We start from the raw sequence: 12,861 nt of genomic DNA, 5'->3' as shown, positions 1-12,861 counted from the left end.
AAAGGGACATGAAGTAATGCAACGTATCAGGCAAATATGTGTGATTGGCGGCTCTGGCTTTGTGGGAAGTGCGATTGTGCACAAGCTTAGCGTCGCTGGTTATGACGTCAAGGTGTTGACGCGGCGGCGCGAGAGCAGCAAGCATTTGATCCTGTTGCCCAATGTGCAGGTCGTGGAATGCGACATCTTCAATGACACGGCATTATCTGGACATTTGCATGGACAGGATGCCGTGATCAATCTGGTCGGTATTCTGCATGAGACATCACAGGCTCGCTTCGACAAGTTGCACGCCGAGTTACCTGCACGTTTGGCTGATATCTGCTGCAAGCAAGGCGTGAAGCGCTTATTGCACATGAGTGCACTAAAAGCCAGTGCAGATGCCAAGAGTGCTTACCTGCGCTCCAAGGCGGCAGGAGAAGCTGCGGTGCTGGCGCGTACGCGTGAGATTGATGTGACGATATTCCGTCCTTCCGTCATTTTCGGGCGTGGCGATCAATTCCTCAACCTGTTCGCCAATGTGGTGAAAATCTTGCCGGTGATTGCGGTTGCTAAGCCTCATGCACGTTTTCAGCCGATCTGGGTGGAGGATGTGGCGCATGTGTTCGTGGCATCGCTCGAAAATATCAGTACTTACGGCCGCAGCATGGATCTGGGTGGTCCGCAGGTGTATACCTTGCAGCAGTTGATTGAGTTTGTCGCTTTCTTGCTGGGCAAGAAGCGCCGTATCGTACCGCTCAATGATAAGCTCTCTTACTACCAAGCCTATGTCATGGAAAAGCTGCCTGTAAAGCTGATGACGCGAGACAATCTCTTCAGCATGGAAGTCGATAGTGTCTGTGCAGCGCCAATCAAGGAGCTGTTTGGCAATGCGACTACGGCACTGGAAGCCGTTGCGCCAGAATATCTGGTCGGTGATACCCCGCGCGGTGCTTATGACCGCTTTCGTAGTCTGGCAGGCAGAACCTTCGGCAGGCGCTAAGCCATGCAAATATATGCGGTGGGTGGCGCAGTCCGGGATAAGCTACTCGGCTTGCCAGTCAAGGACCGGGATTATGTCGTAGTCGGCAGCACCCCCGAGGCCATGGCTAGTTTGGGTTATCGTCCCGTGGGCAAAGACTTTCCCGTATTCCTGCATCCCCACACACACGAGGAATATGCCCTTGCGCGTACCGAACGCAAGACTGGCAAGGGGTATAAAGGCTTCCAGGTGCATGCGGACCCCGATGTGACACTGGAGCAAGACCTTGCGCGGCGTGACCTCACCATGAACGCCATTGCCGAGGACGAACAGGGCCAATTGATTGACCCTTATCACGGTGTCAACGATATCCAGGCTAGGGTGTTGCGCCATGTCAGTCCCGCATTCAGCGAAGATCCGGTGCGTATCCTGCGTGCAGCACGATTTGCAGCAAGGTTTACCGAGTTTAGCGTCGCTGACGAAACCATGGCGCTCATGCGCAATATGGTTGAGGATGGTGAGGTCGATGCCTTGGTGCCAGAGCGGGTGTGGCAGGAGCTGGCCAAAGGTCTCATGGAGCAGCAACCCAGCCGTATGTTTGCAGTGCTACGTGCTTGCGGTGCACTCCAACGTATTTTGCCTGAGTTGGATCGCCTGTTTGGCGTGCCGCAAACTGCCCAATACCATCCTGAAATCGACACTGGCGTGCATGTGATGATGGTGATCGACTATGCCGCGCGTGCTGGCTTTAGCTTGCCGGTGCGCTTTGCCGCATTGACGCACGACCTGGGCAAAGGGACGACGCCTCCAGATATCCTGCCCAGACATATCGGGCATGAGGAACGTAGTGTCAATTTGTTACAGCCATTGGTGAAGCGTCTACGCGTACCGAATGATTGCAAGGAACTTGCGCTTGTGGTGGCCAAATTTCATGGAAAAGTGCACCAGGTCGGCGAGATGAAGGCGGCTACCGTCCTGCGTTTCCTGCAAGAGACCGATGCACTGCGCCAGCCGCAGCGGTTCTCAGATTTTCTCCGCGCCTGCGAGGCTGATGCCCGCGGGCGTACCGGCTTCGAGCAGCAGGCGTTGCCGCTGTTTCCGCTATTGCTGGAGATATTGAAACTAGTCATGTCAGTGGATGCTGGAGCAATTGCCCGCCAGCAAAGCAGCCCAGAGGCGATCAAGGAAGCCGTATTTGCTGCCAGGGTGACGGCGATGGAGTCGATGTACCGGTTTCCCCTCAAAGAGGCCGCTTAAACGGCATATTGGTCAGGCTAATTTAAGCCTTGCATTCGAAAACAAGAAAGCCCCGCATGCGGGGCTTTCTTATTGAGCTTGTCTTTCTTACTCTTCCAGGCCGTATAGTAAAGTCAGTTGCTGTTGCACGAACTCCATGGGTTTGCGCTTGAAGCCGCTCTTGGCAAATTGATGCCAGCGGCCAATCACAAAGCACAACAGCAGGTTGGCCTGGGATTCTGGGTCAAACTTGCGGCCTGTCTGGGTTTCCGCAATACGCAGGCTTTGTTTCAAGGTGGATTCGATGCGATCAAATAACTGGTTGATGCGGGTCTGCAGTGCAGGATCTTCGTTGACCAATGCATCGCCGATCAATACGCGCGTCATGCCGTGATTCTTTTCCGCGAATAATAGCAAGATCGTGACGATACGGCGTGCCTGGCGCAGGCCTTCTTCTTCTTCCGAGGTGATTTTGTTGATGAGGCCAAACAAGGTTTGTTCGATGAACTCGATCAAGTTGTCGAACATGCGTGCCTTGCTGGGGAAATGACGGTAAAGCGCGGCCTCACTAACTTCAAGCTTGGCAGCCAGGGATGCTGTGGTGATTTTTTCGCGCTTGGGCGATTCCAGCATCTTTGCCAGGGTTTCCAGGATTTGCTGCTTACGTTCTCCGGGTTTCAAAGCCATTTCTTTTTACCTCTTGATTCAGGCAGAAGCCAGCGCTCTATTTCTGGTGACATTCTGCATTGTTATATGTTTTATAAAGCCAGGTGTGCGGTAGCTCCAGCACGCTGGAAATGCGCACATCGACATAGCTAGGGCGCCTCGGCTTGGGTGAGACATGGATGGTCTTCATACCCAGACGTTTGGCAGTCATTAACGCTGGCAGGCTATCTTCAAGCAGGATGCAATTTCCAGCGTTGACCTTGAGCGTTTGCAACAAGTGTTGAAAACCCCGCACGGCAGGTTTTGGGTGGAACCCAGAAGACTCCACACTGAAAACCTGATCGAACACATCATCGATAGCTAGCAATTTTAACACTCTTTTGGCATAACTCATCGGTGCGTTAGTGAATACTACCTTACGGCCTGGGAGTTGCTGCAACGTGTGTCGCAGTCTTTTGACTGTGCTGACCATGTGTTCCAGCTCATCAAGCTGGTGGGTTTGCTGCAAGAAGTGGTGTGGGTGTATGCGGTGATGCCGCATGAGGCCCTTGAGGGTCGCGCCATAGATGCGCCAATAATGCTGGCGTAGCAGGCAGGCGGCGGCTTCTTCCAGCCTTAGCTCACTCATGATGTAACGTGTCATCGCAACATGCAGATGCGGAAAAATCTCCGCATCTGCATCATGCAGGGTATTGTCTAGGTCGAAAATCCAGACCTTGTGCGACATCAGGCGTGCTTGCTATATGTTACTTGGCAGTAATCAGTGTGCCCACGCCAGCGTCAGTCAATACTTCCAGCAACAAGGCGTGTTCAACGCGGCCATCGATGATATGGACAGACTTGACGCCACTGCGAGCCGCATCCAGGGCCGAGCTGATCTTGGGCAGCATGCCGCCAGAGAGCGTGCCATCAGCAACGAGATCGTCGATCTGCTTGGGAGTGAGGCCGGTCAGCAGGTTGCCGGATTTGTCCAGTACACCAGGGGTATTGGTGAGCAGGATGAGTTTTTCCGCCCCCAGGATTTCCGCCAGTTTGCCTGCCACGACATCAGCATTGATGTTGTAGGTCTCACCATCGGCACCTACGCCAATCGGGGCAATCACCGGGATAAAGTCGCCACTGTCGAGAAACTGGATCAGGCTGGGGTCTATGCCGCTAATCTCACCTACCTGGCCGATATCAATCATGTTGCTCGGGTTTTGCAGGTCCTGTATCAGCAGTTTGCGAGCGTGGATGAAGTTACCATCCTGGCCTGTGAGGCCAACCGCCTTGCCGCCATTGCGGTTGATCAGGTTGACGATCTCCTTGTTGACCTGGCCGCCCAGCACCATTTCTACAATATCCATGGTTTCTTCATCGGTGACACGCATGCCCTGAATGAATTCACCTTTTTTGCCTAGTTTGTCCAGCAGTTCGTTGATCTGTGGGCCACCACCATGCACAACCACCGGGTTCATGCCAACCAGCTTGAGCAATACGACATCGCTGGCGAAGCATTCCTTGAGGTGCGGGTCCGTCATGGCGTTGCCGCCATATTTGATGACGATGGTTTTATCGAAGAAGCGCTTGATGTAAGGCAAGGCTTCGGCCAGGGTTTGGGCTTTCTGGATAGCAGTAGTTTGGTTGAGCATTGACTCTCTCTGAATGCGAGTGAATAAATATCCTCCCATTTTAACTGGTTTAATATGAAAATCACGCGACAGCGCGCTAAAACTCACTATCAAACCCAGCATGGCAGCGGTAAACTCGGTTTGGAAGGTGTTCACTTTCTTGGCATCCGTCAACAACCAGAACAGGAATACGCATGCCCAGCGATATCGACATTGCCCAACGGGCAACCCTCAAGCACATCACCGACATTGCCGCCCAGCTTGGTCTCAGTGATGAGTCAGTGATTCCCTATGGGCGATACAAGGCCAAGATAGACCTTGATGCCAATCCACAATTGCAGGCGCACCCTGATGGCAAGTTGATACTGGTCACGGCTATCAGCCCCACCCCTGCGGGTGAGGGGAAAACCACCACCACCGTGGGTTTGGGCGATGCGTTACAGCGCTTGGGAAAGCGCGCCGTGATTTGCTTGCGCGAGCCTTCCATGGGGCCGGTATTTGGCATGAAGGGGGGCGCTGCGGGCGGTGGATATGCCCAAGTGGTGCCGATGGAGGATATCAACCTGCACTTTACCGGTGATTTTGCCGCGATAGCGCTCGCACATAATCTACTGGCTGCCATGATCGACAACCACATTCATCATGGCAATGCATTGCAGATCGACCCTCGCCAAGTGACTTGGAAGCGCGTGATGGATATGAATGACCGTGCACTGCGTCAAGTGGTGATTGGGCTGGGAGGCAAGGTCAATGGCCAGCCGCGCGAGGATGGTTTTGACATTGTCGTGGCATCTGAAGTGATGGCGGTGTTTTGCCTGGCGGACTCCTTGCATGATTTGCGTGAGAGGCTGGGCAAGATCGTCATCGGCTATAACTTTGCTGGTCACCCAGTGACGGCGCGTGATCTCAAGGCGCATGGTGCCATGAGCGTGCTGCTCAAGGACGCCATCAAGCCTAATCTGGTGCAGACCTTGGAGCATACTCCGGCCCTGCTGCATGGCGGGCCGTTTGCCAATATCGCGCATGGCTGTAATTCGGTCATTGCTACACGCACTGCACTCAAACTGGGCGAGATCGTCATTACTGAAGCTGGGTTTGGCGCGGATCTTGGCGCAGAGAAATTTATCGACATCAAGTGCCGTAAGGCAGGGCTTAAGCCTGATGCTTGTGTCATTGTCGCTACCATCAGGGCGCTCAAGTATCACGGTGGGCAGGAGATTTCTGCATTGTCGCAGGAAAATCTGGAAGCCTTGGCACTAGGTGTCGCCAATCTGGAAAAGCATCTGGAAAACGTTACCCAGCAATATGGCTTGCCCGCCGTGGTGGCATTGAATCGGTTCGATCATGATACGGCTGCTGAGCTGGCCTTGCTGACCGAGCGCCTAGCGGGGCATGGTGTGGAGGTGGTGCTGGCCGAGCATTGGGCAAAGGGCGGTGCTGGCGCTGAAAAACTGGCTAAAAGTGTGTTGAGGCTGGTGGAGTCTGCGCAGGCACAGATGCAATATGTTTATTCAGATGCAGACTCATTATGGGAGAAACTGGGCAAGGTTGCCCGCAATATTTACGGTGCTGTCGAGGTGCATGCGCCAAGGCGGGTGCGGGCCGTGATTGATAAGTTGCAGGCCGATGGCTATGGGCATTACCCGGTGTGCATTGCCAAAACCCAATATTCGTTTTCTACCGATGCCTCGCAAAGAGGCTTGCCGCACGAGCATATCCTGACGGTGCGGGCAGTACGGTTGTGTGCGGGGGCCGAGTTTGTGGTGATGATTTGTGATGACATCATGACTATGCCTGGCTTGCCCAAGGAGCCTTGTGCGACAAGAATTGATATTGATGACGAGGGTCGTGTGACTGGCCTTTATTAAACAGAATTGTTTGGAAAGGTCATGTGGACAAGTAAAAACGGCAACCTCCCTTGAGTGCTGGGAGATTGCCGTACCGGGGTAAGACATTCATGGCTGCTCGGGAGGTGTGCAACTCACTGAGTAGAGATGAATGCGTTAATGTTAATTATTATCATTTAAAAGGTCAATGGCGAATGTTGGCCTTTTTGTGCGATGACTTAAATCTTCTTGATAAATACCTTGGAGCGCCGTTGCAGGTTATAGAGTTTTTGTTTTTCGCCCGGCAGTTGCTCGACGCTGCCTTCCATGAATCCGCGCTCTAGAAACCAGTGCTCGGTGCGGGTGGTGAGTACGAACACTGATTTCAGGCCCTGCTCCTGGACTTGTTCCTCACAGTAGCTTAGCAAGCGGTCACCACGTCCGCCGCGACGGAATGAAGCATGAATCGCCATGCAGGCAAGCTCTGCCGTTTTTGTGTCAGGGAAAGGATAGAGTGCCGCGCAGCCAATCACTTTGCCATCATGCTCCATGACATGGAAGTGATGGATCTCCATTTCCAGTCGTTCGCGGCCACGCCTTACCAGAATGCCTTCGTTTTCCAATGGTTCTATCAGCTGCAAAATACCGCCCACATCGCCGATATCGGCAGGGCGCATGGATTCGAGCGGATCTTCGGTGATCATGGTGCCTATGCCATCATGCGTGAATAGCTCTTGCAGAATGGCACCATCGACGTGTCGACTGATCAGGTGGGTGCGGGCTACACCCTGGCCGCAGGCGCGGACGGCCGCGGGCAGATAATAGAATTCGTCTTCCGTAATTTGCTGTGCGCCGTTGTTGCCGATGTGGCGCAGGAGATTGTTGGCCTTGTCGGTGGTCATTTCGCGTAGCAGTTCTCCGCGGATATTATGTACCCCGCTGGAGTCCATGAGGAAAATCAGTTTATCCGCATCCAGGGCAATGGCTGCACTCGTGGCGACATCTTCCAGCGTCAAGTTGAACACCTCGCCAGTCGGTGAATAACCCAGTGGTGAGAGCAATACCAGCTCGCCGTCGTCCAGGCGTTTCTGGATGCCGACGGCATCGACCTTGCGCACTTCGCCTGTGTGTTGCAGATCAATGCCCTCACGTACCCCCAGCGGTTTGGCGGTAACGAAGTTGCCGCTGGCCACCCGGATATCCGCACCTGCCATTGGTGAATTGATCAATCCCATGGAGAGCAGGGATTCAATCTCTACGCGCACAGCACCATTGGCCTCTTTCACGGCCTCCATCGCCTCGTCATCTGTCACACGCAGGCCATTGACCAGCCGCGTTTGTAGGCGGGCACGTTTAAGGCGGCTCTCGATCTGCGGGCGGGCACCATGTACCAGTACTAGCCGGACTTCCAGGCTGGCGAGCAAGTTAAGGTCATGCGACAGCGCAACGAACTGTCCGTCATCCACGACCTCTCCACCAAACGCGATGACGAAAGTACGGCCACCAAACGCATGAATATAAGGCGCGGCAGAGCGGAACCAGCGCACGAACTCCTGTGGCTGGTGCAGTGTCAGCCGCGAGGTATTGGTGCTGTGTCCGCTTTCTGCATCGCTTTGTGCGTAAAGATGTGCTGCGGTGCAATCCAGTGCCGTACAAAGCTTGCGCAACATGGCTTCAGAAACACCTTGTGCGCCGCGTTCAATGCGGGAAAGGTTGCCACTATTGGCGTTGACCTTGCGTGCAAGCTCTTGCAGGGTCATGTTGAGTGCCTTGCGGCGTTTGCGGATTGCACTGCCTAGCGCCATGCTGAGTTGTCCTGAAATTGCAGATAAAGCATATTTTTACAGAAAATGCACTTCAGGTGCAATTTTGATCTGCGTCAGGACAGGGTGTTAGGCAGTGAAGTCGCCCCACAAGGTCTGCATGCTGGCGATCGCGGCCAGGGCGGCGGTTTCTGTGCGCAGCACGCGTGGGCCCATGCGCACCGCGGTGAAGCCATGTTGTGCGGCCATGTCGATTTCCTGGTCTGTTAGGCCACCTTCAGGGCCGATTAATAGGCAGATGTTGCTGCCTGTAAGCTTGAGCTGTGGCAGTGTTTGTGGCGCATTCGGTGCCAGGGTGATCAATGCATCTGCTGCGGGTTTTTGCGCTAGCCATTCAGGCAGGCTTAGTGGTGATGCAACTTGAGGCACAAAAGCGCGGCCAGACTGTTCGCAGGCAGAAATGGCGACATTCTGCCAATGCTCGCGACGTTTTTCTGCGCGTTCGCCCGCTAGCTTGACCACGCTGCGCTGGCTGGCAATGGGCTGAATGGCAAATGCGCCCATCTCTACTGCTTTCTGGATGGTGAAGTCCATGCGGTCGCCAGAGGAAATGGCTTGTGCCAGGGTGATCTTGAGCGGCGACTCTGTGGGGCGTGGGTGCGCCTCAATCATCAGTGCATTGACTTCCTGCTTGCGGACAGACGTCAGCTTGCCCAGGTAATCGTGTCCATCGCCGTTGAACAGGATGACAGCATCCCCCACTTGCATGCGCAGGGCTTTGCACGCGTGAATCGCGGCGTTGTCTGGCAATGTGGTTTCGTGGCCGGGAGATAGTGCGCCAGGGTGGTAAAAGCGGGGTGCGGACATGAGGTGGTGTAATATTGGCGGTTAATTTACAAGAATTCTAATGGAAGGAGCATGTGTTATGGCAAGTCTGAATCCACCAGTGTGTGATTTTGGCTGGAACGCACCAGATTTCAAGCTGCCAGGTGTTGATGGTCGCGACTGGTCGCTGTCTCAGGTAAAAGGCGTCAACGGCACCCTGGTGATGTTTATCTGTAATCATTGCCCCTATGTGCAGGCCATTCGCGAGCGACTGGTGGCAGATGTGCGTGCTTTGCGTGAGTTGGGTATTAATACCGTCGCGATTTCCTCCAATGACGCAGAGGCATACCCTGATGACTCCTTTGATAAAATGGCCGAGGTGGCCCGCGAGTTTCACTTTCCTTTTCCTTACCTTTTTGATGAAAGTCAGGTAGTCGCCAAGGCTTATGGCGCTGTGTGTACGCCAGATTTCTTTGGCTTCAATGCCCATCTGGAATTGCAGTACCGGGGGCGTTTTGATAACCAGGGGCGCGTGATGACACCAGTGGACAATCCCACACGGGATTTATATGCGGCCATGAAGCTGGTGGCGGAAACCGGGCGAGGCCCGGCGGAGCAGCTGTCCTCAATTGGTTGCTCGATCAAGTGGCGGGAAGTGGCATAGTTGTTTGCTTGTAAAGATGAATATGCGATGACATCAGCAGCATTAATCACGAGTTAGTATTGCTGAAACTGCGCATCTAAGGAATAATTATGGGCTAAATACCTCTTAGTCGCTGGGGCTTGAAATCGTTTCAGCATCCTGACTGTCCAGAGGTTTTCAAGAATTTGAGTGAGGCTCCTCCAGCCTTGTATGTGCTGGAGAAGCCTTTTTCTCTTCAACCGTAGGGAGATATGTATGGCAGCAACTCGTCAAGAATTGGCAAATGCCATCCGCGTGTTATCCATGGACGCAGTTCAGAAGGCAAATTCTGGACACCCTGGTGCACCGATGGGCATGGCAGATATCGCAGAAGTTCTGTGGAACCACCATCTGCGCCACAACCCAACCAACCCTAACTGGGCTGACCGTGACCGTTTCATTTTGTCCAACGGCCATGGCTCGATGTTGATCTACTCCTTGCTGCATCTGACAGGCTACGACCTGAACATGGATGACATCAAGTCCTTCCGTCAATTGCATTCCCGTTGCGCTGGCCACCCTGAATATGGCTATGCTCCTGGTGTTGAAACCACGACTGGTCCTCTGGGTCAAGGTATCACCAATGCTGTTGGTTTCGCGATGGCTGAAAAGCTGCTGGCTGACCAGTTTAACAAGCCAGGTCACGACATCGTTGACCACTACACATACTGCTTCCTCGGCGATGGCTGTCTGATGGAAGGTGTTTCCCACGAAGCTGCTGCGCTGGCTGGTACATGGGGCCTGGGCAAGCTGATCGCGGTTTGGGATGACAATGGCATCTCTATCGACGGTCACATCGAAGGTTGGTACACGGACGATACAGTGAAGCGTTTTGAAGCTTACGGCTGGCACGTGATTAGCGTTGACGGTCACGACTTTGATGCTGTGAACGCTGCAATCGAAGCAGCGAAGAAAGTTACTGACAAGCCAAGCTTCATCGCGGCCAAGACTATCATTGGTAAGGGCTCTCCAAACAAGTCTGGTTCCCACGACTGCCACGGTTCTGCATTGGGCCTGGAAGAAGTTGCTGCAACCCGCGAAGCACTGGGTTGGACCCACGAGCCATTCGTTATCCCTGAAGAAGTTTACGCTGGCTGGGATGGCAAGGCTAAGGGTTCCAAGCTGGAAAGCGATTGGGATGCTAAGTTTGAAGCTTACGCTAAGATCTACCCTGCAGAAGCTGCTGAGTTCAAGCGTCGTATGGCAGGTGACCTACCAGCTAACTGGAAGGAAGCCACTGATGCATTCATCAAGGCAACCAACGAGAAGGCTGAAGGCGTTGCTACACGTAAGGCTTCACAAAACGCGATCGCTGCTCTGGCTCCAGTATTGCCAGAATTCCTTGGCGGCTCTGCTGACTTGACAGGTTCTAACCTGACTAGCTGCTCCAGCTTCAAGCACGTTGATGGCAAGAACCCAGGTAACTACATCTCTTACGGTGTGCGTGAATTCGGTATGTTCGCGATCATGAACGGTATGGCACTGCACGGTGGCTTGTTGCCATTCGGTGGTACTTTCCACATGTTCTCCGACTACGCCAAGAGCGCATTGCGTATGGCTGCATTGATGAAGCAGCGTACTATCGCTGTTCTGACTCACGATTCTATCGGTCAGGGCGAAGATGGTCCTACTCACCAGCCTATCGAAAACACTGCTGGCCTGCGTTACATTCCTCGTATGGATGTATGGCGTCCTGCTGATTCCGTTGAAACTGCGATTGCATGGGTTGCTGCTGTTGAACGCAAGGATGGTCCTTCCAGCCTGGTGTTGAGCCGTCAGAACGTACCTGGCATCAAGCACGACGAGAAGCACTTCGACCTGGTTCGCAAGGGTGGTTATGTGTTCTCCGACGTTGAAGGCAAGGCAGACGTGATCATCATCAGTAACGGTTCCGAACTGGATCTGGCGATCAAGGCTGCTGCTGAACTGAATGCCGCTGGTACCAAGGTGCGCGTGGTTTCCATGCCATCTACCAACGTATTCGATCGTCAAGACCAAGCCTACAAGGACAGCGTATTGACTCCAGGCGTGAAGCGCGTAGCTGTTGAAGCTGGCGTGACCGACTTCTGGCGCAAGTATGTTGGCCTGGAAGGTGCTGTCGTTGGTATCGATACCTTCGGCGAATCCGCTCCAGGTGGTGCGCTGTTCAAGCACTTCGGCTTCACTGTTGAAAACGTAGTGAAGACCGTCAAGTCCGTGCTGTAATGACAGGTAGTAACTAAAAAAGGGGGCCAGTCATGCTGGCTCCCTTTTTGTTTTTGAAGAACACAATCAGGACAGGGAAAAACTCATGACAATCAAGGTTGGCATCAATGGCTTTGGCCGTATCGGTCGCATGGCATTCCGTGCGGCGATCAAGGATTTTACTGATATCGAAGTAGTCGCAATCAATGACCTGCTGGAGCCAGATTATCTGGCTTATATGCTCAAGCACGACTCAGTGCATGGTCGCTTCAATGGCGATGTAGCCGTCAGTGGCAACAATCTGATCGTCAATGGCAAAGCTATACGCCTGACCGCAGAGCGTGATCCTGCCAACCTGAAATGGGATGAAGTTGGTGTTGATGTTGTGGTGGAATGTACCGGCTTTTTCCTGACCGAAGAAACCTGTCAGAAACACATTGATGCAGGTGCCAAGAAAGTTGTGCAATCTGCCCCTTCCAAGGACGATACCCCCATGTTTGTCTATGGTGTGAACCATGACACCTACAAGGGACAAGCGATTGTTTCCGCTGCTTCCTGCACCACCAATGGCCTAGCACCGGTTGCCAAGGTATTGAACGACAGCTTTGGCATCAAGCGTGGCTTGATGACTACGGTACACGCAGCCACTGCCACACAAAAAACCGTTGATGGACCATCAAACAAGGATTGGCGAGGCGGCCGCGGTATCCTGGAAAATATCATTCCTTCCTCCACCGGCGCAGCCAAGGCCGTGGGTAAAGTGATTCCAGAACTGAACAAAAAACTCACTGGCATGGCATTCCGCATCCCGACCAGCGATGTATCCGTAGTCGATTTGACCGTTGAGTTGAACAAGGAAGCGACTTACGAGCAGATCGTTGCTGCCATGAAGGCTGCTTCTGAAAGTGGTCCACTCAAGGGCGTGCTTGGCTTCACCGATGAAAAAGTCGTCTCTACCGATTTCCGTGGCAATGCCTACCCTTCTATTTTTGACGCTGATGCCGGTATCCAGCTTGATCCAACTTTCGTCAAGATCGTGGCTTGGTACGATAACGAGTACGGCTACACCTGCAACATGATGCGCCTGGTGCGTCATATTGCCAGCTAA

General features: G+C 53.5%; 11 protein-coding genes. 6 read left to right on the top strand and 5 right to left on the bottom strand.

Going from position 1 to position 12,861, the window contains the following annotated elements:
- Positions 1-16 precede the first annotated feature (16 nt).
- Both LG202_RS13755 and LG202_RS13750 read left to right on the top strand, forming a co-directional pair.
- A complete protein-coding gene (locus tag LG202_RS13755; protein ID WP_230348954.1) occupies positions 17-982 on the top strand; it encodes a complex I NDUFA9 subunit family protein in 966 nt (321 codons plus the stop codon).
- A gap of 3 nt (positions 983-985) precedes the next feature.
- Positions 986-2,218, top strand: a complete 1,233-nt coding sequence (locus LG202_RS13750) for a multifunctional CCA addition/repair protein (RefSeq protein ID WP_230348953.1) — start codon at positions 986-988, stop codon at positions 2,216-2,218.
- An 87-nt stretch (positions 2,219-2,305) separates the two neighbouring features.
- On the opposite strand, the gene slmA is transcribed toward LG202_RS13750, so the two are convergent.
- The 3 genes from slmA to argB are packed head-to-tail and all read right to left on the bottom strand — an operon-like array spanning position 2,306 to position 4,494.
- Positions 2,306-2,884, bottom strand: coding sequence for a nucleoid occlusion factor SlmA (gene slmA / locus LG202_RS13745; RefSeq protein WP_230348952.1), 579 nt, complete (start codon positions 2,882-2,884; stop codon positions 2,306-2,308).
- 37 nt (positions 2,885-2,921) lie between these two features.
- Positions 2,922-3,590, bottom strand: a complete 669-nt coding sequence (locus LG202_RS13740; protein ID WP_230348951.1) for a pyrimidine 5'-nucleotidase — start codon at positions 3,588-3,590, stop codon at positions 2,922-2,924.
- 19 nt (positions 3,591-3,609) lie between these two features.
- Positions 3,610-4,494, bottom strand: a complete 885-nt coding sequence (argB, locus tag LG202_RS13735; RefSeq protein ID WP_230348950.1) for an acetylglutamate kinase — start codon at positions 4,492-4,494, stop codon at positions 3,610-3,612.
- Positions 4,495-4,667: 173 nt separating this feature from the next.
- Here argB and LG202_RS13730 point away from each other — a divergent pair, with 173 nt between their 5' ends.
- On the top strand, positions 4,668-6,341 hold the full coding sequence (locus LG202_RS13730) for a formate--tetrahydrofolate ligase (protein WP_230348949.1): 1,674 nt from the start codon (positions 4,668-4,670) through the stop codon (positions 6,339-6,341).
- 197 nt (positions 6,342-6,538) lie between these two features.
- Here LG202_RS13730 and argA read toward each other — a convergent pair whose 3' ends face one another.
- Positions 6,539-8,104: an amino-acid N-acetyltransferase gene (gene argA / locus LG202_RS13725; RefSeq protein ID WP_230348948.1), complete on the bottom strand. Its 1,566-nt coding sequence runs from the start codon at positions 8,102-8,104 to the stop codon at positions 6,539-6,541.
- Positions 8,105-8,191: 87 nt separating this feature from the next.
- The gene (locus tag LG202_RS13720; protein ID WP_230348947.1) at positions 8,192-8,929 is read right to left on the bottom strand and encodes a 16S rRNA (uracil(1498)-N(3))-methyltransferase; all 738 of its coding nucleotides are present in this window, start codon (positions 8,927-8,929) and stop codon (positions 8,192-8,194) included.
- Between the two features lie 58 nt (positions 8,930-8,987).
- Here LG202_RS13720 and LG202_RS13715 point away from each other — a divergent pair, with 58 nt between their 5' ends.
- The 3 genes from LG202_RS13715 to gap all read left to right on the top strand — a co-directional run bounded on the left by LG202_RS13715 (position 8,988) and on the right by gap (position 12,861).
- Positions 8,988-9,551, top strand: a complete 564-nt coding sequence (locus LG202_RS13715) for a thioredoxin family protein (RefSeq protein WP_230348946.1) — start codon at positions 8,988-8,990, stop codon at positions 9,549-9,551.
- 234 nt (positions 9,552-9,785) lie between these two features.
- Positions 9,786-11,774, top strand: a complete 1,989-nt coding sequence (gene tkt / locus LG202_RS13710; protein WP_230348945.1) for a transketolase — start codon at positions 9,786-9,788, stop codon at positions 11,772-11,774.
- A gap of 85 nt (positions 11,775-11,859) precedes the next feature.
- Positions 11,860-12,861: a type I glyceraldehyde-3-phosphate dehydrogenase gene (gene gap, locus LG202_RS13705; RefSeq protein WP_230348944.1), complete on the top strand. Its 1,002-nt coding sequence runs from the start codon at positions 11,860-11,862 to the stop codon at positions 12,859-12,861.

It is taken from the genome of Methylobacillus methanolivorans, assembly GCF_054588515.1.
This window is presented reverse-complemented; position numbering and strand designations above follow the sequence as displayed.

What these genes read in the sequence shown, in the direction of transcription:
- LG202_RS13755 (WP_230348954.1), top strand. Translation starts at nt 17, where the DNA reads ATGCAACGTATCAGGCAAATATGTGTGATTGGCGGCTCTGGCTTTGTG.
- LG202_RS13750 (WP_230348953.1), top strand. Translation starts at nt 986, where the DNA reads ATGCAAATATATGCGGTGGGTGGCGCAGTCCGGGATAAGCTACTCGGC.
- slmA (WP_230348952.1), bottom strand. Translation starts at nt 2,884, where the DNA reads ATGGCTTTGAAACCCGGAGAACGTAAGCAGCAAATCCTGGAAACCCTG.
- LG202_RS13740 (WP_230348951.1), bottom strand. Translation starts at nt 3,590, where the DNA reads ATGTCGCACAAGGTCTGGATTTTCGACCTAGACAATACCCTGCATGAT.
- argB (WP_230348950.1), bottom strand. Translation starts at nt 4,494, where the DNA reads ATGCTCAACCAAACTACTGCTATCCAGAAAGCCCAAACCCTGGCCGAA.
- LG202_RS13730 (WP_230348949.1), top strand. Translation starts at nt 4,668, where the DNA reads ATGCCCAGCGATATCGACATTGCCCAACGGGCAACCCTCAAGCACATC.
- argA (WP_230348948.1), bottom strand. Translation starts at nt 8,104, where the DNA reads ATGGCGCTAGGCAGTGCAATCCGCAAACGCCGCAAGGCACTCAACATG.
- LG202_RS13720 (WP_230348947.1), bottom strand. Translation starts at nt 8,929, where the DNA reads ATGTCCGCACCCCGCTTTTACCACCCTGGCGCACTATCTCCCGGCCAC.
- LG202_RS13715 (WP_230348946.1), top strand. Translation starts at nt 8,988, where the DNA reads ATGGCAAGTCTGAATCCACCAGTGTGTGATTTTGGCTGGAACGCACCA.
- tkt (WP_230348945.1), top strand. Translation starts at nt 9,786, where the DNA reads ATGGCAGCAACTCGTCAAGAATTGGCAAATGCCATCCGCGTGTTATCC.
- gap (WP_230348944.1), top strand. Translation starts at nt 11,860, where the DNA reads ATGACAATCAAGGTTGGCATCAATGGCTTTGGCCGTATCGGTCGCATG.